General features: G+C 35.9%; 19 protein-coding genes, 2 rRNA genes and 1 other annotated feature. Of the genes, 20 read left to right on the top strand and 1 reads right to left on the bottom strand.

Going from position 1 to position 21,489, the window contains the following annotated elements; all coding sequences use genetic code 11:
• The 13 genes from GMD78_RS20740 to GMD78_RS20680 all read left to right on the top strand — a co-directional run.
• Nucleotides 1-125: ribosomal RNA gene (locus GMD78_RS20740) — 23S ribosomal RNA — on the top strand; the annotation flags it as partial.
• 78 nt (nt 126-203) lie between these two features.
• Nucleotides 204-319, top strand: a 5S ribosomal RNA gene (rrf, locus tag GMD78_RS20735).
• A gap of 706 nt (nt 320-1,025) precedes the next feature.
• Complete coding sequence (locus GMD78_RS20730) at nt 1,026-2,210, top strand: exonuclease SbcCD subunit D (RefSeq protein ID WP_155671857.1); 1,185 nt, start codon at nt 1,026-1,028, stop codon at nt 2,208-2,210.
• Nucleotides 2,211-2,227: 17 nt separating this feature from the next.
• Nucleotides 2,228-5,320: an AAA family ATPase gene (locus tag GMD78_RS20725; RefSeq protein ID WP_155671855.1), complete on the top strand. Its 3,093-nt coding sequence runs from the start codon at nt 2,228-2,230 to the stop codon at nt 5,318-5,320.
• A 119-nt stretch (nt 5,321-5,439) separates the two neighbouring features.
• Nucleotides 5,440-5,659: a binding site (T-box leader), on the top strand.
• Nucleotides 5,660-5,703: 44 nt separating this feature from the next.
• The gene (gene argS, locus GMD78_RS20720) at nt 5,704-7,383 is read left to right on the top strand and encodes an arginine--tRNA ligase (RefSeq protein WP_155671853.1); all 1,680 of its coding nucleotides are present in this window, start codon (nt 5,704-5,706) and stop codon (nt 7,381-7,383) included.
• A gap of 132 nt (nt 7,384-7,515) precedes the next feature.
• On the top strand, nt 7,516-8,073 hold the full coding sequence (locus GMD78_RS20715; RefSeq protein WP_343042465.1) for a GNAT family N-acetyltransferase: 558 nt from the start codon (nt 7,516-7,518) through the stop codon (nt 8,071-8,073).
• A gap of 181 nt (nt 8,074-8,254) precedes the next feature.
• A complete protein-coding gene (locus GMD78_RS20710) occupies nt 8,255-8,818 on the top strand; it encodes an ATP-binding protein (RefSeq protein ID WP_155671851.1) in 564 nt (187 codons plus the stop codon).
• A 17-nt stretch (nt 8,819-8,835) separates the two neighbouring features.
• Nucleotides 8,836-9,348 carry a GNAT family N-acetyltransferase gene (locus GMD78_RS20705; RefSeq protein ID WP_196493887.1) on the top strand — a complete coding sequence of 171 codons (513 nt, stop codon included), beginning with the start codon at nt 8,836-8,838 and terminating at the stop codon, nt 9,346-9,348.
• A 13-nt stretch (nt 9,349-9,361) separates the two neighbouring features.
• Nucleotides 9,362-9,862, top strand: coding sequence for a GNAT family N-acetyltransferase (locus GMD78_RS20700; RefSeq protein ID WP_246187726.1), 501 nt, complete (start codon nt 9,362-9,364; stop codon nt 9,860-9,862).
• A gap of 39 nt (nt 9,863-9,901) precedes the next feature.
• Nucleotides 9,902-10,627 (top strand): DUF2071 domain-containing protein, encoded by a 726-nt coding sequence (locus GMD78_RS20695; protein WP_155671845.1) that lies wholly within the window; start codon nt 9,902-9,904, stop codon nt 10,625-10,627.
• A 104-nt stretch (nt 10,628-10,731) separates the two neighbouring features.
• A complete protein-coding gene (locus GMD78_RS20690; RefSeq protein WP_155671843.1) occupies nt 10,732-11,169 on the top strand; it encodes a GNAT family N-acetyltransferase in 438 nt (145 codons plus the stop codon).
• Between the two features lie 17 nt (nt 11,170-11,186).
• A complete protein-coding gene (locus GMD78_RS20685) occupies nt 11,187-11,780 on the top strand; it encodes a kinase (RefSeq protein WP_155671841.1) in 594 nt (197 codons plus the stop codon).
• Between the two features lie 31 nt (nt 11,781-11,811).
• On the top strand, nt 11,812-12,306 hold the full coding sequence (locus GMD78_RS20680; protein ID WP_155671839.1) for a YcxB family protein: 495 nt from the start codon (nt 11,812-11,814) through the stop codon (nt 12,304-12,306).
• Between the two features lie 268 nt (nt 12,307-12,574).
• Here GMD78_RS20680 and GMD78_RS20670 read toward each other — a convergent pair whose 3' ends face one another.
• Complete coding sequence (locus GMD78_RS20670; RefSeq protein ID WP_090871990.1) at nt 12,575-12,757, bottom strand: helix-turn-helix domain-containing protein; 183 nt, start codon at nt 12,755-12,757, stop codon at nt 12,575-12,577.
• 305 nt (nt 12,758-13,062) lie between these two features.
• On the opposite strand from GMD78_RS20670, the gene GMD78_RS20665 reads away from it, so the two are divergent.
• From GMD78_RS20665 to GMD78_RS20635, 7 genes are all read left to right on the top strand, one after another.
• Nucleotides 13,063-14,523 carry a SulP family inorganic anion transporter gene (locus GMD78_RS20665; protein WP_155671859.1) on the top strand — a complete coding sequence of 487 codons (1,461 nt, stop codon included), beginning with the start codon at nt 13,063-13,065 and terminating at the stop codon, nt 14,521-14,523.
• Nucleotides 14,524-14,626: 103 nt separating this feature from the next.
• On the top strand, nt 14,627-15,106 hold the full coding sequence (locus tag GMD78_RS20660; protein ID WP_155671837.1) for a hypothetical protein: 480 nt from the start codon (nt 14,627-14,629) through the stop codon (nt 15,104-15,106).
• A gap of 20 nt (nt 15,107-15,126) precedes the next feature.
• Nucleotides 15,127-15,402: a DUF6933 domain-containing protein gene (locus GMD78_RS20655; protein WP_155671835.1), complete on the top strand. Its 276-nt coding sequence runs from the start codon at nt 15,127-15,129 to the stop codon at nt 15,400-15,402.
• Between the two features lie 409 nt (nt 15,403-15,811).
• Nucleotides 15,812-17,356 carry a malate:quinone oxidoreductase gene (locus tag GMD78_RS20650; protein ID WP_155671833.1) on the top strand — a complete coding sequence of 515 codons (1,545 nt, stop codon included), beginning with the start codon at nt 15,812-15,814 and terminating at the stop codon, nt 17,354-17,356.
• 204 nt (nt 17,357-17,560) lie between these two features.
• Nucleotides 17,561-17,956 carry a YuzC family spore coat inner layer protein gene (locus GMD78_RS20645; RefSeq protein ID WP_155671831.1) on the top strand — a complete coding sequence of 132 codons (396 nt, stop codon included), beginning with the start codon at nt 17,561-17,563 and terminating at the stop codon, nt 17,954-17,956.
• 80 nt (nt 17,957-18,036) lie between these two features.
• The gene (locus GMD78_RS20640; protein ID WP_155671829.1) at nt 18,037-18,828 is read left to right on the top strand and encodes a hypothetical protein; all 792 of its coding nucleotides are present in this window, start codon (nt 18,037-18,039) and stop codon (nt 18,826-18,828) included.
• Between the two features lie 340 nt (nt 18,829-19,168).
• Nucleotides 19,169-21,088: a C40 family peptidase gene (locus tag GMD78_RS20635; RefSeq protein ID WP_155671827.1), complete on the top strand. Its 1,920-nt coding sequence runs from the start codon at nt 19,169-19,171 to the stop codon at nt 21,086-21,088.
• The last annotated feature ends 401 nt before the right edge of the window (nt 21,089-21,489 follow it).

The following is a 21,489-nucleotide window of genomic DNA, read 5'->3' as shown; positions in this document are numbered from 1 at the left end:
AGATGAGACTTCCCATCACTTCGAGTGAGTAAGATCCCTCAGAGACTATGAGGTTGATAGGTCCGAGGTGGAAGCGTGGTGACACGTGGAGCTGACGGATACTAATCGATCGAGGACTTAACTAACACTATATTGATTCGTTGTTTACCTCTTATTTAGTTTTTAGGGTATAAATTTTTATACTTTAACTAGCCATGTAATGGCCTGGTAGCGATAGCGAGAAGGTCACACCTGTTCCCATGCCGAACACAGAAGTTAAGCTTCTTTGCGCCGATGGTAGTTGGGGCTTTGCCCCTGTGAGAGTAGGACGCCGCCAGGCATGATTAAAGACCATGATACGATTATACGTGTCATGGTTTTTTTGTTTTTTTATCCGATAAAATATGCGATGTGAAAGATGTATTACTAGTAAACGATAAATTGTGTAACCAAACCACGCAATATACTTATAAATAGTAGATCATGTATATCGATGTAATTATCACGCTAACAATAAACATTTTCCACGGGATATCCCTAAATAAATTCCTTTTAAATAAGACATTCTAGGTAAATGTAAATATTTTACTTTTTCTCCTTCTTTTAATTAATAGCGCCATTAAAATAAGGTGCCTGTCACTTGTCGAATTTCGACAAGTGACAGGCACTTCTTCTTTTTCTCTTGTTTTAAAATATAGTAATTTTAATTATTTCACTGGTTTCTAAATCTGCTTTTATCATTTTGTATGAAAATACTATAGAAAATGGTTGTTTTATTAAGAGGGAATGATTCAAAATAGTATTTTATTACTTTACCTGGAATTGCATGAGCTTAAAGTCCTGCGTATAATAGAAAAAACATTACTCCTTATCGCTTCACTTTCCCTCCGACCTCAACTGGCATAATTTTTCTCTGAAGGAACAATAGAATTATATTATAATAGAAAGAAGGTAGAACCATGAAACTATAACGGAAAACATCAGAGTAGAGTAAACTCTCTTATTAATATGTATAAAAATATCTTACTAAGGAAGGGGACCAGTCTATGAAACTATTTCATACCGCAGATTGGCATTTAGGAAAACTTGTACAAGGGGTCTACATGACAGAAGATCAGCAATTTGTACTAGAACAATTTATTAAAGCAGTAGAAGAGGAAAAGCCAGATGCAGTGATCATTGCTGGTGATTTGTATGATCGTGCGGTACCACCAACAGAGGCTGTTCATTTGCTGAACAGGGTATTAGAAACGATTGTTTTAGATTTAAAAACACCAGTTATTGCTGTTGCAGGAAATCATGATAGCCCAGGACGATTACATTTTGGTAGTAAAATAATGCAACAAAATGGTTTTCACATTGTTGGTAACTTCACGAAAGAATTAACTCCAGTAATCTTACATGACGACAACGGGGAAGTTCATTTTCATTTAATCCCATATTGCGACCCAAGTGTAGTTCGAAATGTTTTAGAGGATGAAGAAATTCACTCACATAATGATGCGATGAAAAAAATTGTGGATAAAATTCATGCAAACATGGATCCAAATAGTCGTCATGTTTTTGTTGGACATGCATTTGTTACTCCATTTGGAGAGGAAGAGGAGAATACAAGTGAGTCGGAGCGTCCTCTTTCTATTGGTGGAGCTGAATATGTAGATGCTCATCATTTTGCTCCATTTCATTATACCGCGTTAGGCCACTTACATCAGGCACATCATGTATTACAGGAAAACATTCAATATGCTGGATCGATATTAAAATACTCCGTTTCGGAAGAGCATCATAAGAAGGGATATTACATCGTTGACTTAGGTGCCGATGGAGAAATCGAGTTGGAGAAACGCCTGCTCCAACCTAGAAGAGATATTCGAACGATTGAGGAAACGATGGATGAGTTATTAACTCATTCTGTGAACGAAGATTATGTATTTGTTCGACTATTAGATGAGGCACCTGTCTTATCACCAATGGAAAAAATTCGTTCTGTATATCCAAATGCCATGCATGTAGAACGGAAAAACATTAACATTACAGCAGATTCTGAAGTGGAACGTACGTCTGTAAATCGAAGTAAGATGAGTGACCTAGATTTATTTAAAGCCTTTTATAAGGAAGTAAAGGGTACAGAAGCTAATGAAGAGACCGAAGTCATCATTAAAGAAGTTTTAGATGAGCTCTTGCAGGAAGAAAAGGATATCGCAGCAAAAGAAATTGCAGCTAGTAAATAAGAAAGGGGTGACTTGTATTGAAACCATTAAAATTAAAAATGACAGCTTTTGGACCATATAAACATACGGAGACAGTTGATTTTCAAGAACTGAAAGATAATAAATTATTTGTTATATCCGGTAATACTGGTGCTGGAAAAACAACTATTTTTGATGGGATATGTTTTGCCTTATATGGAAGTGCAAGTGGAACGGACCGAGAAGACCATAAAATGCTACGTAGTGATTTTGCTGATGATCATACACATACATCGGTTGAGCTAGAGTTTGAATTGCACGGTCGCACATATCGAATACTTCGTCAACTAGGTCATGTAAAACAAGGGAACAAGTCAAAAACCGGAGAGAAATATGAGTTTTATGAGAAAGTGGATGGTAAAGAAATTCCTTGTGTAGATCGTCAAATGGTAAGTGAAATTGATAAAAAGGTAGAAGCGATTATTGGTCTTACACAGGATCAATTTAAGCAAATTGTGATGCTTCCACAGGGAGAGTTTCGTAAACTATTAACCTCTCAAACCGAAAATAAAGAGGCTATTTTACGTAGACTCTTTAAAACAGAGTCATATAAATATATGAATGAAATTTTAAAAAACAAGAAGAACATGGTCGAGCAAGAGTATAGGCAGGTTCAACAAAACTTAGAACAATTTGTGCAAAACATTCGTGTAGCATTGCCAACACGAGAAGAATCTTCTTTATTTCAGGTACTAGCTGAGGAGCATTATAATGTGAATCAAATTGTTACTGGATTGGAAGAGGAAGCTATATACTATCAGGAACAAATTGACATTGACCAAGAAAATTATAACAAAGCTTATGAAGCCCATGCCAAAAAACAAGAGGAATTATCCAGTGCAAAAGCGTTAAATGATCGGTTTGTTGAATTGGATCAGAAAGAGAATCAATTGAAATCGCTACAGGAACAAATTCCTCACTTTGATAGTAAGGAAAAACAGTTAGAAAAGGCAGAACGTGCCAGCCATATAGAAGTTTACGAAAAGCAAACTTCTGAATGGAGACAAGAGGAGAAGGCGAAGAAAAATAGCCTAGCAAGTACGAAAGCAGCAAAAGAACGTGCAGATCAACAGCTTGAGACTGCCAAAACCATCTACCAGCAGGAGGAACAAAATAAAACGAAGCTAGAAGAGGTTGGTAAGCAGCTTGATCGATTAAAAGAAATTTTGCCAACTGTTAAAGACATTGCAAAACTTGAACGGGAATTGGAAGAACTACGATTAAAGGGTACCCAAGCAAGTAAACGTTTAGAAAACGCGAAGGAAAAGTTAGAAAAGAAGAAGCATACTACTGAAGAAACGAATAAGAAGATTAAACAGATGGATCTGGAAGTTAGTAAATTACATGAAAAAAGCCAAAAACTAACCGAAATGAGACAGCATGCTATAGGATTAAAAGCATTTCTTAGCCTTCAACGTACTTCTACTGACTTGAAACAGGATGTAAACAAGAAAAAAGAAGCTTTTCTAAAAGTTAAGGAAACGTACGCGAAATTAGAAGAAGCTTGGGTGAACAATCAAGCAAGTATTCTAGCATCGCACTTACATGATGGTGAAGCATGTCCTGTTTGTGGAAGTTTGGAGCATCCTAATAAAGCTATCAATGATCAGCAGGCAGTATCGAAGGACGAGTTAGATGTATTGAAAAAAGAACTCGATGAAAAGGATGGCCTGTACCGTAGTGCTGTAGCGAAGCAAGAAACAACACTCTCTCAATTGAAGGAGCAAGCTGAAGAGCTAGCGAGTTTAGATATTCGAGCAGAGGAAGCGGAGTCAGTTAATAAAACATTAATTGAAGAAGGTACGAAGCTAGGAAAAGAAGTAGAACATTTAAAACAGCTTAAAGAAGATCTAGAGAAACAAAAAGAATTAAATGAAAAAGCTACAGAAGAAGTGAAACAACTGGAGGCACAAAAAGAGGAGTTGGATCGTACCTACCAAGAATTACGTACTTCTTATAAAACCTCTAAAGCGGTTTATGAGGAAAGACTACGCAACATCCCAGAAGAAGTTCGAGTTTTATCAAAACTGGAACAGGAAATAAACGAAACAGAACAACGTAAGAAACAGCTCGAAAAAGCATGGGAAGATGCTCAAAAAATGCTAGAACAAGCCAAAGAAAACCAAACAAAAGCTGCTTCAAACTTGGATCATGCTGTAAAGCAATTAGAAGAAACAAAATCTAAGGCAGAAAAAGCTGAGATGCAGTTTATGGAGGAGCTTAAAAAGGCATCCTTTGAGTCAGAGGATGCTTACCATCAAGCAAAACAACCTGAATTAGAACGAAATCAATTAAAGAAAACCATTCAAGAGTTTAACGAATCACTTTCTACCGTTAAACAGCAGGTTAGTGATTTGAAAGAATACTTGAAAGATAAAACAAGAGTGGACTTAGAGGCGATGCAACGGGCTGTAGGTGAATTAAAAGAGGCGTATGAATCAGCTTATAAAAAGTTGAATGCATCTAAGGAATTTTATCAGGAAGCTATTCAGTTGAAAGCAAATATCTTAGCCACTGATGATCAAGCTTCTAAATTAGAGAAAAAGCTTGCTACCATTACCGATCTATATGATGTTGCTAGGGGGCAAAATGGACAAAAGATATCCTTTGAAAGGTATCTACAAATCGAATATTTAGAGCAAATAATCGATGCTGCAAACGAACGATTAAGACGGTTATCGAATGGTCAGTATTACTTGATTCGTAGTGACCGCCAAGAATCACACGGAAGACAAAGTGGATTAGCCTTAGATGTTTATGATGCATATACTGGTCAAACTCGTGATGTAAAAACATTATCTGGTGGAGAAAAATTTAATGCATCCTTGTGTCTTGCTCTAGGTATGTCAGACGTTATTCAAAGCTTCCAAGGTAATATATCTATTAATACAATGTTTATTGATGAAGGATTTGGTTCTCTTGATGAGGAATCCTTAAATAAATCAATTGATACATTAATAGATTTACAACAATCTGGGCGCACGATTGGTGTTATTTCTCATGTGCAGGAGCTCAAAAACATGTTCCCAGCAATCCTACAAGTATCCAAAACCAAAGAAGGTCACAGCCAAACTAAATTTCTAGTAAAATAACCTCACCGTACTGGTGCCTGTCACTTGTCGACTTTCGACAAGTGACAGGCACCAGTCGAATTTTGTCGAACGAATGTAACTTGATATTTTTGGAAGGACTGTTATAATGAAAAATAATATCATAATCGATGACAAAGAGAGTAGTTATTTGGGAAGGTAAGCGAGCTAGGGACGGTGTAAGCCTAGTACGGAACAAATAATGAACCGGACTTTGGAGATGCTTTCTTGAAAGGATAGTAGGGAAAGCCGGGGGATACCTCGTTAACAAATGCAGTGGTTTTTAATTGTTAAAAACAATTGGAGTGGTACCGCGGGAATATACAAGCTCTCGCCTCTTATTCATGAAGAGGCGGGAGCTTTTTAATATTTAGGAGGATAATATCATGAACTTTACAGAGGAATTTGCGGAAGTAATCGTAACTGTAATCGACAAGCAGATTGAAAAAGAACAAGTTATCACGATGATAGAAACACCAAAATATAAAGAAATGGGAGACCTAGCATTTCCTTGTTTTAGCTTAGCAAAGCATTATCGAAAGCCGCCAAAAGTGATTGCCCAGGAAATATCAAAGGAGATCCAAACACCACTTTTTGAAGAGGTAAAAGCGGTGGGAGGGTATGTAAACGTATATTTAAATAAGACGGAAGTTTCTTCAAAGATTCTTACGCAAATTATAACCGAAAAAGAGTATTACGGATCTACCAATATTGGACAGGGTGGTGTGGTCACGATTGACTTATCATCACCAAACATTGCTAAGCCATTTTCGATGGGACATTTACGCTCAACGGTTATAGGAAATTCATTGGGGCTTGTTTTAGAAAAATGTGGTTATAAACCAGTTCGTATTAACTACTTAGGTGATTGGGGCACACAGTTTGGGAAGCTAATAGTAGCCTATCAAAAGTGGGGAAGCGAAGGTCAAGTAAGAGAAAATCCTATCCAGGAATTGTTTCGTCTATATGTTCATTTTCATAAAGAAGCTGAAAACGATCCAAGTTTAAATGATCGAGGTCGTGAAGCATTTAAAAAGTTAGAGGATGGAGATGAAGAGACACTGAAGTTATGGAAATGGTTCCGCGAAGAATCGTTAAAGGAATTCATGAAAATTTATAATATGTTAGGTATTTCTTTTGATTCTAATCATGGGGAGGCATTTTATAACGATAAAATGGATCGCGTTGTACAACTCCTTGAAGAAAATAATCTACTTGAGGAATCGGATGGTGCTCAAGTTGTAAATTTAGAGGATTCAGCCCCATGTCTCATCAAGAAACGAGATGGTACTACCTTGTATGCCACAAGGGATGTAGCTGCTGCCATCTATCGTCAAGAGACATATCACTTTGTGAAATCATTATATGTAGTTGGTCATGAGCAAACACTACATTTTAAACAGCTTTTTAAGGTGTTAGAAAAAATGGGATATGAATGGCATGCAGGATTAGCGCATATTCCATTTGGTATGATTTTAAAAGATGGTAAAAAAATGTCTACACGTAAAGGGAAAACCGTGTTGCTAGAAGAAGTACTAAAGGAAGCGATTGAATTAGCAGAAAAAGGTATCAAAGAGAAAAATCCAGATCTAGCATCAAAGGATGAAATTGCTCGTCAAGTAGGAGTTGGAGCGGTGATATTCCATGATTTGAAAATTTTCCGTATGAATAATATCGAATTTTCCTTAGAGGACATGTTACGTTTTGAAGGAGAAACCGCCCCATATGTGCAATATACACACGCTCGTGCCTGCTCTTTACTAAGAAGGGGAAACGATAAAATACATTTATCTATTGATAAGTTTGAGGATGTAGAGGCGTGGCCAGTTATTAGTCTATTAATGAACTTTCCTGGAGTAATCCAACAAGCTCTGAAAGACTACGATCCTTCTAAAATAGCGAAGTTTGTAATCGAGTTATCTAGAGCATTTAACAAATACTACGCTACTGTGAAGATTTTAGACAGTAATAAGGTTCAAGAACGATTAGCATTGGTTTACGCGGTTAAAATTGTTTTGAATGAAGGGTTAAGATTATTAGGGATTGAGTCGCCGGAGGAAATGTAGTGGATGATAAACACGTATAACTAAGTCGTAGATAAATTCTGTTTAATCACTTGTTTATCTTTTGTGATAAGCTAAACTGTAGAGAAATCAAATTAAAAAAGATATTTTAAAAGGGTGAGTTGATTGAATCTAATTAGAGATACGTTTCCGATCTTAAAGACTGAGAGGTTAGTTTTAAGAAAAATAGAAGAATCTGATGCACATAGTATTATGGAATATTTATCTGATGAAGAGGTCGTACAATATTATGGTCTTGAACCTTTTGAAACGATTCAGGATGCATTAAGTGAAATAGCATGGTATCAAAAAATTTGGAATGAAAAAACTGGGGTAAGATGGGGAATCACACGAAGAGGAGAAAACCAAGTAATTGGTAGCTGTGGATTTCTGAATATAGCAGCCCAACATTTTCGTGCGGAGATCGGATATGAGTTACATAGACATTACTGGGGGCAAGGTATAGCGACGGAAGCAATAGAAGCTATATTAAGGTTTGGTTTTGAACAGTTAAAATTCCAGCGAATACAGGCTTTAATTGAACCACCCAATATTCCTTCGCAAAAGTTACTAGAAAAACAAGGATTTACACAAGAAGGGTTACTAAGAAACTATGAGTATACTAGTGGCAATTTTGATGATTTATATATGTACTCTCTATTGAAGAAAGAATTTATATATATGAAAAAATAGAGGAATGTACGTATTTAAAATAAAGGGGTTATTTGTCTTCTAAACTGATCGTGATGAATTGAAAGCACCATTATATCTAGCATGGTGCTTTTTGTCATTCAGTTCTGAAATCTTTGGTTTCATATTTAGAATATTATGGTAACATAGAAATATATTAATCTATATGGAAAGGAATTGCGAGATGAAAAGACTAGTGATTATCACAGTAGGGAAAACACATAGTGGAAAATCAACATTTGCTAGAGCTTTAGAAAAAGAGTTGAATAATTCTTTGGTGATGGATCAAGATAACCATGCTGAATTTATCAACACGTACTACAAAACCCTACAACCCAAACGCGGCCCTAATACACTCAAGCATGCCATCTCTCAATTAGTTGTTGATTACGCTATCGAAAATACGAATTTTCATCTAATTATATGTAACTCCAATCGATCTCGAACAGGTCGAAAATATCTACTTGAACAGCTATTTCATAAAAAAGATTTTATCCGTATTCTAGTCCACTTTGATATTCCTGATCATGTCCTTCAAGCACGAGTTACACAGAGTAATCGAAATACAAATATATTTAGGAGTGCTTCTAATTTTGAGGAAGTTCTTATCAGGCAACAGGCAGATTCTCTAACAGAAGATGTGACAATTCCATATGAAGATGAAGCTGACCATTTATTTACGGTTAAAGATAATCAAGAAGTCGATTCCGTTATTCAACGAATTGTGCATATTGCTCAAGATTTATGAGTTTAATAGTAGGAGGTTTGGCTGTAGTAGAATTTCGAAAAATCACATGGGATAATTTTGAAGAGTGTATAGGATTAGAACTCCATCAAGAACAGAAAAACTATGTTGCCTCTAATGTATACAGCCTTGCTCAATCATACATTGCTTTATTAAATGATGATTTACCAGCGATGACATTTACTATTTACGATGAAGAAACTATGATCGGGTTTATTATGTTGTATCATGACACTACTGAAGAGAATGAATATGGGGATGAACCATGTTATGGTATTTTGAGATTGATGATTGACAGACGTTTCCAGGGAAAGGGGTATGGCAAGAAAGCTATGATAAAAGCTTTAGAGTTTATCATGACGTTCCCACAAGGAGAAGCCTCTGCCGTTTATATTTCCTATGATCCTTCTAACAAAGTAGCGAAGCATTTGTATTCATCCTTTGGTTTTGAGGAGACAGGAAAAGTTAATGATGTGGGTGAAGTTATTGTCAGGCGGGAATTAAACTTCTCATTCCCTACAAAGAAAGGGTGATATTTTGAAAGTAATGGAAACAGAGAGACTATATTTAAGGGAATTAGTCTTAGAAGATGTTCAAGAATTATCAAAAGTCCTTACCGATGCTGAATCAATGCAATATTATCCTGAACCATTTAATCAGGAGAAGGTAGTAAAGTGGATTCAATGGAATATGGAAAACTATAAAAAATTTAATCATGGGCTATGGGCGGTAATTATAAAAAAAGGAGACATTTTCATTGGAGACTGCGGGATCACCATGCAAAAGATTGAAAATGAAACGGTACCTGAGATTGGATTTCATATTATAAAAAATTATTGGAACCAAGGCTATGCCACTGAAGCAGCTATTGCTTGCAAGCGTTACGCGTTTGAAGTGTTAAATTATCCTAAAATATTTTCATACACAACCTTTAGAAATATTCCATCTCAAAAAGTAGCAGAGAAAATGGGGATGACAACATATAAAGTATTTCATAAGAATGGAGAAAAACAAATTGCTCAAGTAGTATGTAATACGAAGGGATAAGAAGAGATTGTTGGTAAAATCATAGAGGGAGGAAATTACATGCCAATCAAAACGATAAAAGGATTAATCAAAAGAAGATTATTAGTGAATTATCAAGTAGATCCTGATGTCATTCAAAACGTAATCCCTCCTCCTTTTAAACCAAAAATTATTAAAGGAAATTCAATCATAGGTGTTTGCTTAATTCGGTTAGAAGATATCCGACCTTCTTTATTGGCATCCTTATCGGTAGGTATTTCTAGTGAAAATGCTGCCCATCGAATTGCAGTCGAATGGGTTGAAGAAGGAATTAAAAAAGAAGGAGTATATATTTTTAGAAGAGATACAAATTCAAAGCTTAATACGCTTGTTGGTGGAAGACTATTTCCAGGTGTACATAAATTTGCTGATTTCGAAGTAAGTGATTGCAATGGAATGGTCGAATTCTCTATGGTCTCACGAGATAAGGAAGCAGAGGTTCATATAAGTGGAAACGAATGTGAAGCATTGCCAGAAATTAGTGTATTTTCGTCTATAGATGAGATTTCAGCGTTCTTTAAAGGTGGCGAAGATGGATACTCCCCAAATCCAAAACAAAATTGTGTTCAAGGACTTTGCTTGCAAACTGATAATTGGAATATGAAACCTTTTATGGTAGATAATTTGAAAACAACATACATGCAAAACAAACTAAACATCCCAAAGGAAGAATTGCAATTTGATTCTGTTGTAATCATGAGAGATGTTGATCATACGTGGAAGAAGATACCGAGCATTAAATTATAATATCTTTTGTGTTACTTTTGCTGTAGGACGTACTTAGAAAAAAATCAGATAAATGAGAAACTACATGTAAAATTATAGAATAGTAAGAAGTAGGGTGTGAGAATATGTTAGAGGTCCGAAAATCCATTCCTAATGATTGGGAGAGGCTATGGCCACTACTTTCTTCAATGGGTAAGTCGGATAATAAAAAAGATACATATAATAGATTTTTACATATGGTAAATGATGAGCATCATTTCATAGCGGTTGGAGTGAAAAATGAAAAAATGGTGGGGTATGGTTGGATTCAAGACTATGGTTTTCATTTAAGAATGGGAAAGAAAACTACTAGATTACATGATTTATATGTTTTACCTGAGTATCGAAATGAAGGTGTTGCTTCAGAGCTTTTTTTATTTCTAAAGGATTGGGCAAGCAAAAACTGCACAACTTGGTTACAATGGAATGCTAGTCCAAGTGCAGTTGATTTTTATAAGAAATTGGGAGTAGAGCCTGAGGAAAATGAGGACGAGTACCCTTTTTTCGAGATTGAATTTAAGTGAGTGGAGAGAACTTAGAGATGGAAAATAAAACACTACATGTAGCTAACGACATTCTTATGTTTAAAAAAGGAGAAGGGTATGTAGTTGGAATTGACGGATTAAGCCGTTCTGGAAAAACAACTTTTGTTACGCAACTTAAGAAGGAATTAGAAGCAAAGGAGTTACAAGTGTTTGTGTTTCATATAGATGATTATATTGTAGAAAAAAGTAGACGATATCATACTAGTTATGATGAGTGGTATGAATACTATTATTTGCAATGGGATGTACACCAGTTAGAGAATGATTTATTTTGTAATTTAAAATTGTCAACGGAATTGCAACTATCAACTTATGATCAGCATAATGACACACACAAACAGGAATTAATTAAACTTCCAAAATCGTGTGTACTAATAATAGAAGGAGTTTTTTTGCAGAGGAAAGAATGGCGAGATTATTTTGATTATGTTATATACTTGGATTGTCCCCGAGAACAAAGGTTTATAAGGGAAAGTAAAGAAACACAACGTGATCTTGAAAAGTTTAGAAATAGATATTGGAAAGCGGAGGATCATTACTTGGAAACGGAAGATCCGATGAAGCAAGCGAATTTAGTTTTTCGAATGTAAAGTATTCAAAAGTAGAGAGGAAGAAATTTAGTTGGAAACCAATTTCATACTAAGGTTCCAGTATAGTGAAACTGAGTTTATTAAAGCTTACCGAGAACTTTTTACGAGCAATAAAAAATGGATAGTTGATTTACTTATTTCTGTTGGATTGATGGCAATAGCACTTTATTTGATTTTTACTGATGAAGTCACGATTTTAAATACATTGGCTTTGATAATAGCGATTTTATATTTTATTATATTAATTTTAAAATTGTATATTATTCCATTGTTAGTGTTTCGAAGAACTCCGAAATATCGAGATACGTATACATTAGCCTTTACTGATGAACAGATTAAGTTTGTAACAGAAGGTAACCAATCTGATATTAGGTGGGATTATTATAATACATTAAAGGAAACAGGAGGTTTTATATTCCTTTATTATGGAAAGGACTTATTCACGATCATTCCTAAAAGAGTATTTAAGGATGAGAAAGAAATATCCAGTTTTATAGCTTTTACGAAAAAGAAAATTTCTAAATAGGTCTGTGTTAGGAATAAGGAGCATGTATGAAAACAGAAAAAACGGTGAATTGTACAATGCGGGTGATACTCTGCTTATCGTAGAGAGGTTCATGCACGAATCTAACAAAACAATTTCATGAGACGTTTGGATAATGTTATTATTGCTTCCGGTACGGTTGTAACAAAAGATGTTGTAATAGCCGAAAATCCTGGTAAGACCATTAAGCGAATAGAGGAACGAAATAAAATCCCCATGTAATTGTAGATTACTTGGGGATTAGTTTGTATTAAAGTCGTTCACCATTTTTTAATCGCTCGATAAATTCATTCAGATCTTCTTTTTTTACTCTCCAATGTCGGCCAATTTTAAATCCAGGAATTTTGCCTTCTTGAACGAGTTTATATGTAGTCATTTCACTTAATTGCAAGTACTCAGCAACTTGCGCAACCGTCATTATTTCTCTTTCCATATGGTCGCCCCCAAATAGTTATCATGTTTGTATCATATCATATATCCTCGTTTTAATGAAAAAACGATTACTCTATTATACTCCATTATATGTAATTATAAATAGATATATCTTTTATGGTTTATGTGATTTATGATAGTAAATTAAAGGAAATGATAGAATTTGAAAGAATATGTTTGATGTTTACGTTTCCATGGCGTTTTGTGGAGAGGGTAGTTTGTGGTATGATTCAATTTGTTCTGTCGGAAAACAATGTTAACGTAGTGTTAATGTTACGAAACAATAAAAATAAGAGAGGTGCTAACATGAACGTACAACAATTAAAGCAAGATTGGTTTGGAAATGTGCGTGGTGATGTATTAGCAGGGATAGTGGTTGCTCTAGCTTTGATTCCAGAAGCAATTGCATTTTCTATCATTGCTGGAGTAGACCCAATGGTGGGTCTATATGCATCATTTTGTATTGCGGTTGTCATCGCATTTGTTGGTGGACGTCCTGGGATGATCTCAGCAGCAACTGGTGCAATGGCATTATTAATGATTACGTTGGTTGCAGATCACGGATTACAATATCTATTTGCTGCAACGATTTTAACAGGTATTTTACAAATTTTATTTGGAGTATTTAAGCTAGCTAGAGTGATGAAGTTTGTACCAAGATCTGTTATGGTTGGGTTTGTTAATGCATTGGCTATCATGATCTTTACTTCCCAATTACAACATTTTGTTGGGGAAGGCTGGATTATGTATGCAATGGTAGGTTTGACTCTTGCTATTATTTATATTTTACCTAGATTTACAAAAGCAGTACCATCAACGTTAGTTGCAATCATTGTTGTAACTGCAATTGTTATTTTTGCAAATTTGGACATGCGTACAGTTGGAAATTTAGGAAGCTTAACACAACAATTACCAGTATTTTTAATCCCATCCATTCCATTTAACCTAGAAACATTAATGATCATTTTTCCTTATTCCTTGTCTCTAGCTATCGTAGGTTTGTTGGAATCATTATTAACAGCAAGTATTGTTGATGATATGACCGATACGGAAAGTGACAAAAATAAAGAGAGTCGTGGACAAGGAATTGCAAATATCGTGTCTGGATTTTTCGGAGGAATGGCTGGTTGTGCAATGATAGGTCAATCAGTTATAAACGTAAAATCAGGAGGTAAAGGTAGACTTTCTGCTCTTGTAGCTGGTGTGTTTCTCATGTTCTTGATTATTGTATTAGGTGGATTAGTCGTTCAAATTCCAATGGCAGCTCTAGCTGGTGTCATGATTATGGTATCTATTGGAACCTTTGACTGGTCATCCATAACTAATATCCATAAATTACCAAGAACCGATGCGTTAGTAATGGTAATTACCGTTGTTACGGTAGTAGTAACGCATGACCTTTCAAAAGGTGTGTTAGCAGGTGTTCTATTAAGTGCGATCTTCTTTGCGGCTAAAATCTCTAAAGTAAAAGTAAATGAGATCGTTGCTTTAGAAGGTTCGAAAAAAGTTTATACGATCCATGGACAGATTTTCTTCGCTTCCGTAAATGACTTATTAGATAAAATCAAGTTTAATGATACAGTGAAGGAAGTGGAAATAAATCTTTCTAATGCCCATTTATGGGATGATTCCGCAGTAGGGGCACTGGATAAAATCGAAACAAAATTTGCGCAAAACAATATTAACGTAACGTACAGTGGGTTAAATGAAGAAAGCAATCACTTAAAAAATAAAATTGGTGGAATAAATAAAGCCTCTGGACATTAAAAGGTGCCTGTCACTTGTCGAATTTCGACAAGTGACAGGTACTTTTTTTTACTGAAATTGTAAGTGATTTTTGTTAAGATTATGTAAAGGGGATGAAGGGGATATGAGGAAACGAATTATACCGTTAGTAGCTACGTTGGTAATTATTGTGTTAAGTATTGTTTCCATCAGTTTATATCAAGATAAGAAGGAAGCGGAAGAAGATATTTACCGTAAAGAACTATTGATCTTTCAAAACCATGTGACAGGTACGGTAAGGGCAGTTGAAGCAAAAGAGGAAAAACTGTTAGAGGAGAAGCTACTACAGCTGTCCACATTTGAAACATTTCATTCTCGAACACTAGAATTTGGAGTAGAATGTCAAATATTAGTTGATACATATAAAGAGGGAATTCTTCATTTATTAAATGCAGAACCTGATAATTATTCTGTTGTTAATGATGAGCTTTCAGAGATCTTTAATACTATTGTTTCAAACAAGGAGACGGATTGGAATGAAAAAGAGTTTAATTCTTTAGTGGCAGAACTTTTTCCGATTGTAGAGAATTTTAGAGATGAAGCGGAGACGTTAAGTGAGGGGTAGTTGTTGAGGTCAGTTATGATATGAGTAGGCTAATAGAGGAATCGATTGTAGATTATTATTTAGAGCGATTCGAGGAAATTCAATATGCACCTACTAGTATGCGGAATATAACCTCACAAATTTGCGAAATGATTTATACGATAACATTAATATGGGAAGATGATGGATTGGAATCTGATGATATTGATTTGTTTAAAGTTAATCGCATACATAATGATTACGTCATGTTAACCTTACCAGAGATATCCCCGATTAAAGCAATGCATAACGAAATGAAAAGCTTGTCAATGAAGTAAAATTGACAAGCTTTATTAGAATTTCCGATTCGACAAATTTCGAGGAGTGACAGGCACCTGTCGAATTGGCTGTATTAATGATATAATAGATTTATTACTTGATGAGGTGTGTTGTGTGTCATGGTTTTGGGCAGACTTCTCACTTTATACTAGCTTTTAAATATTTTATAATTGTCATATAATAGTAGAGATTTAATCTATTAATAATTGTTAAATACAATGTGACATCGTAGTTTTTAGACAGAAAGGGTGTTTGACTAGGCAGCGCCTTTTGGCAGAGAAAAAAAGTATACTAGTTTTCTGTAAGAGTGCAACGAAAGCTTTCAACGTAAAGGGTTAACGAAAGCCAAGTTACAAAGCGTGGTGCCTACATCAATTCTGCAAATTTTAGGGGAAAAGGTTGGGGAAAATGAGCAACAAAGAAACTAAATCAGACGTCATTTTAATTGGCGCCGGAATTATGAGTGCGACTTTAGGGACACTCTTAAAAGAATTAGTTCCGGAATGGGAAATTAAAGTGTTTGAGAAACTCGATCATGCAGGAGAAGAAAGCTCTAACGAATGGAATAATGCGGGGACGGGGCATGCCGCATTGTGCGAGCTTAATTACACGGTTGAAAAACCGGATGGTTCTCTAGATATTAGTAAAGCTATAAAAATTAATGAACAGTTTCAGGTTTCCATGCAATTTTGGTCTCACCTTGTAAACAGCAACCTGATTCAAAATCCAAGGGACTTTATCATGCCTTTACCTCATATGAGTTTAGTTCATGGGGAACAAAATGTTACTTTTTTAAAGAAACGTTTTGAAGCGCTATCAAATAATCCACTATTTAAAGGGATGGAATTTTCCGATGATCCGGAAAAGCTGAAGGAATGGATTCCACTTATTATTCAAGACCGCAATTTGGATGAACCGATAGCAGCTACAAAAATGGACTCGGGAACCGATGTAAACTTTGGTGCCTTAACACGTATGTTGTTTGATCAATTAGAGAGTAAACAAGTTGATATAAACTACAAACATAGTGTTCAAGATATCAAACGAAATAGTGACGGTTTGTGGGAACTAAAAGTACGGGATTTGGATAGTGGTACGATCGAGCGTCACACTGCAAAATTTGTCTTTATCGGAGGCGGGGGAGGAAGTCTACATTTACTACAAAAATCTGGTATTCCTGAAGGAAAGCATATTGGTGGTTTTCCTGTAAGCGGATTATTTATGGTTTGTAATAATCCAGATGTTGTAGCGCAGCATCAAGCAAAAGTATACGGGAAAGCTAAGGTTGGTGCTCCACCAATGTCCGTTCCGCATCTAGATACAAGATATATCAATCATAAAAAATCGTTGCTATTTGGCCCATTTGCTGGCTTCTCACCGAAGTTCTTAAAAACGGGTTCCATCTTTGATTTAGTAACTTCTGTAAAACCGCATAATGTGATCACAATGCTTGCAGCAGGTACAAAAAACTTGTCATTAACAAAATACCTGATTCAGCAAGTTCTGTTATCGAAAGAACAACGTATGGAAGAGTTACGTGAATTTGTCCCAAATGCAAAAGCTGAGGATTGGGATTTAGTAGTAGCTGGTCAACGTGTGCAAGTGATCAAAGATACGGAAGCTGGAGGCAAAGGAACACTTCAATTTGGTACGGAAGTGATTACCGGTGCCGATGGTTCAATTGCTGCACTACTAGGCGCATCTCCAGGTGCTTCTACTGCTGTTCATGTCATGCTAGATGTAATCAATAAATGCTTCCCGGAACATATAAAAGAGTGGGAACCAAAAATTAGAGAAATGATACCTTCCTATGGTGTGTCCCTTATGGAACATCCTGAACTTCTAAAGGAAATTCATCATTCAACAGCGAAGACACTTAGCGTGACCGACATGAGCGGTGCTTTAGAAGAGTCTTCAAATGAAGAATATAAGGTATTAAATGAAAAAAATTAAGAAGCAAGAAGCTTAGGGAAGTTGTGTATTCCCTAAGCTTTTTTGTGTCAATCGTGTCCCACATCTAACAATACACCTTCATGATCATTTTATTTTTTCCATAAAATAATTCTACTCTAAGTTTAGACAGAATATTATCAAGCACGTAACTATCCTGATGACATATATTGTATTAACTTGCTTTTATTAAGGAGGAACTGGTACATGTACTATGTCTGTTATCCTTATCCAGATAGAAATCCGGTATATTTTCAGCCTGCTTGGGGATATCCTGTGCAATCCTATCAACCATCGTTTAGACAGCAATATCCTGATGTAGACCCAGATCTATTTTTTCAATCTGCAGGTGTATTTAAGAAGTTAATGGCGGATGCTTCCATTATTTTAAACAAACTATCAGAAGATGAAGATTTAGCATATGAAATCATGGATGCAGCACAAAAGAATCAAGCGACAAGGGTAAAGGAACTCATAAAATCCACTGGTGTTCATGGAGATGTTGATGTGGATTTTAATCCTGATGGACTTAATTTAGAGATGCACTCAAAGGTTGAAGATACAGAGTGCTGTAAGTTGTCAATGGCTCTAAGATGGCGATAAATTTTTCCTTTTATACGAAACCATTGTACTTTTAAGTGCGTACGAATATATGTAATCTTCAATTGCAAGGAGGAATGTATATGGTTATGTACTTAGTTGTTATTCTTTTTACTTTTCCTATTATTTTAGTTTTATGGTCTTTTATGGATGTGAAGAATGGGAAGCGGGAAAAAATAAACTGGAAACCACCGTTAATATTATTTTCACTTCTAACGGTGGTTAGTATTATTATTCAGCTTTACTTATTGATGGAATATAGGCTTCCGTTATTTCTTAACACGCACGATAGCATGATCGTAATTAGTCTTATCGGTCTTTTACTTGGAATCATTGCATTAATCAATATTGTAATTACTTTAAGGAGTCGCAAAAAAAATGTACCTAAGGAAGTACATAATAGTAAAACGGTATGGAAGATAATAGGGGTGTTTGGTGGACTGTTTGCATTATTTCTTTTTTGGTTTATGCCACTGGGCGATAAGGTTTCATATGTTTGGAGCTTACACGATGCGATTAATGCAGTTGAGGATACTAGTGACGCAGAAGAGTTTTCATTAGTTTTAGTTCGTTCAGAACCGGATTGTCTAAGTTACAGAAATTGCTCCAACCTAAAATATGATAATCAGTTTTATGTAAAAAATAATATGGATGAAGTAAAAGAGGTTCAGTTTAAAATTCGTGCCTTAAACGAAGATCAAGAAGAATTAAAAGTGATCGACTCAACTATCATGAGAATTGAACCAGGTGAATTACTATTTGTAGAGACAGAGGAAACAAATGATAAATCAAGTGTTTGGGATAAGTATTCTTTTAAAACGGAAGAAAGTGTTTATTACTTCCAGCATCAAGTTCGCTACCGTGACCCGGAGTAACCTTTAAAAATACTATGATGGATAGAAGGGAAGGAGGGGATTGCTTGTTACATATGGAAGAAACAACATTTCTGCACCTAACAAAGATGAGCAACCCCCACCAACCGTAGAACCCATTTTCCTGATGGGTTCTTTTTGTCGTCTGTCCCGTGTCGGTGCCTGTCACTTGTCGAATTTCGACAAGTGACAGGCACCGACATTTGTATGTTTTTTAGATTCTTGTTAAACAATATAGGTCAGATAGGAGAGTTTTTACTTTTCCTATTTGGTTAGCTGCAATTAGTTTTCGCCATAAGAGCTTGAGCAAAAAACAAGTTGTCTATAAAGGGGTTTGTTATGAATGGATTTTATTCAAAGGCATGAACTTAGAAGGATAGAATCGAGCAATGATGAGTATGAGGTTATTATCTATTTAAATGATCAAGCTGAGTTTGCTGATGAATTGGGGGATAGACCTGAAGGGGATATGAGTTTTACAAGTAGTATTAAGCAAATGGTAAAAGAGCATTATCCTAAAGTGAAAGTAACGATGGTTAAGGTTATGGTAAGTGGGATGGCAGTAACAGCTATTCCATTGTTAGGTGGAATGGGAGCACCAGCTCAAGCTTCGGCAGCAACTAATTCTTCCACTAATGAGGTTCAAAATGATTCGATTCATTATCAAGTATCTTCTGGGGATACACTTTGGGGAATAGCTAAGAATTTCAATACCTCAGTGGATCTCATTAAGCGAGCAAATAATCTTACATCAGATGCTGTTACCATTAACCAGCGTCTCGTTATTCCTAAAGCATTTCATACCGTTGAAAGTGGAGACTATTTATCCGTTCTTGCGCGAGATTATGGGGTTTCTGTAGATGCCATTAAATCAGCTAATGGACTAACAACTGACTTTGTTCGTCTTGGTCAAACGTTAATCATTCCAACGATGGTAAGTGGACAATCTATTGAGAAAACAACTGTTAATCAATCGCCAACCCAAAATGCATCATCCTCTTATACAGTTGTTCCAGGTGATAGTTTATCTGTAATTGCCAAGCGTTTTGGAGTGACCGTAGATGGAATAAGAAGTGCTACCCAATTAACGTCTGACTTATTGAAGGTTGGTCAAACACTAACCATTCCAGGTAATTCTGTTACACAAGGGAGTACGTATACAGTAGCAGTTGGTGATAGTCTATGGGCAATTGCAAATCGATATAATGTGTCGGTTGATGCGTTAAGAACTGCTAACTCACTTACTGCTGATGTATTAAAGATTGGTCAAAAGTTAACCATTCCGACAAACGGTAAAAATACCGAGACTAATACACAAGTTCCAACTACATCCAATATTCAATATAACGTAACATCCGGTGATACATTATGGGGAATTGCGAGGAAATATAATGTAAGTGTTGATGCTTTGCGTAGCTCTAATAATTTAGATAGTGACCGTCTGCAGGTTGGTCAAACGTTAATTATTCCTAAGGATAGGGAGGGGGGTACCGCACCAGCCTTATCTCCTTCGACTGATGATGCTGCAAATCCCTATACAGTAGTGGCTGGAGATACGCTAACAGGAATAGCCAAACGGTTTAATGCAACGATAACTCAAATTAAGCAATTAAATCAATTGAATGGAGATACAATTAAGGTGGGACAAGTTTTAAAAGTTCCTGCTTCTCAATCAACTACAGAAAGTGGCACCAATACCACGGAAATAAAAGATGCTTCCATCGAGGCAGCACAACGCGGGTTAAAAACAATTGGATATTATGCAGTACCTACTTTTACAGGTAGCTATGATACTTCAACGACAAGCGCAATAAAAAGATTTCAATCGGATTATGGTCTATCTGTAACTGGGAAAATAGATCAAACTACCAGTACTGCTATTGACCGAGCTGTTGTAAAAAATGCTATTGTAAAGGACTCTACGAATTATCTTGGTGTACCGTATTTATGGGGAGGTACCACACCTTCTGGCTTTGATTGTTCAGGTTTTGTTTATTACATGTTTAAGCAGCATGGAGTAGACATGCCAAGAAGTACCTCTGCAAGCCTGTATACACAGGGAACAGCTATATCGAATACCAATCTTCAACCTGGGGATTTAGTGTTCTTTGCTGTTAACTCTCCAAACACGATATCCCATGTTGGATTTTATATGGGAGATAGTCAATGGATTTCGGCAACAAGCTCAAAAGGGATTGCTGTATATTCTATGGATAACTCCTATTGGTCAAAATATTATGTTGGAGCAAAGAGAGTTTATTAATCGTAAAAACTGCTGGAATGAACTGTTCCTGCAGTTTTTTTAATAAGTTGTTTTTGTAGTGTTTTTCTATACCAATACTAAGCGGAGAAGCTGCGCAAAGACTCCAGCGGGAGGAAGCTCACCAGCCGCCCGCTGCAAAGTAGATACAGTGAAAGTGACTGCAAGTTGCTTGAACAGATGTCGCCCTTGTGCTGGAAGTGACAGCGAAGTGTATTTTCGAAGCTGTGTTACGAAAGTTATATAATGTCCTTGTTTGTAATCAAGTTTTTCATAGCATAAGTTACTCCCTCAGTTAGATTCTATTTACTCACAAATGCTCGCTTATTCGCAGGATTTCAAACCACTTCTAAGAACAATGACGGATGAATGGAATGAGTATGGGTATTAAAGGCTACATGAAG

This window comes from Ornithinibacillus caprae (genome assembly GCF_009728145.1).
Lineage (GTDB): Bacteria > Bacillota > Bacilli > Bacillales > Amphibacillaceae > Ornithinibacillus > Ornithinibacillus caprae.
The sequence above is the reverse complement of the archived record's forward strand: the minus strand, read 5'-3'. Positions and strand labels throughout refer to the sequence as shown.